The organism is Staphylococcus sp. 510 (assembly GCF_057219715.1).
This window is the reverse complement of the sequence record NZ_JBXVVK010000066.1, coordinates 1-210: the sequence shown is the minus strand read 5'-3', so window position 1 is coordinate 210 and position 210 is coordinate 1. Positions and strand designations below refer to the sequence as shown.

The following is a 210-nucleotide window of genomic DNA, read 5'->3' as shown; positions in this document are numbered from 1 at the left end:
GAATCAGAACCAGCAACAACAGTAGTAACAGATACAACAGCACCATCTGTACCAACTGTTAATCCGGTAACAAGTGATGATACACAAATCACAGGTAAAGCAGAACCAGGCTCAACAGTGACGGTAACATTCCCAGATGGCACGAAAGCTAGTGGTACGACAGACGCAGATGGAAACTATACAATAGATATTCCAGCGAATGAAGACTTA

The 210-nt window shown here is 42.9% G+C and carries 1 protein-coding gene; it reads left to right on the top strand.

What is annotated here, in order from left to right:
- On the top strand, positions 1–210 hold a 210-nt coding region (locus AC2D8K_RS12665), incomplete at both ends, for an Ig-like domain-containing protein (RefSeq protein ID WP_484698840.1).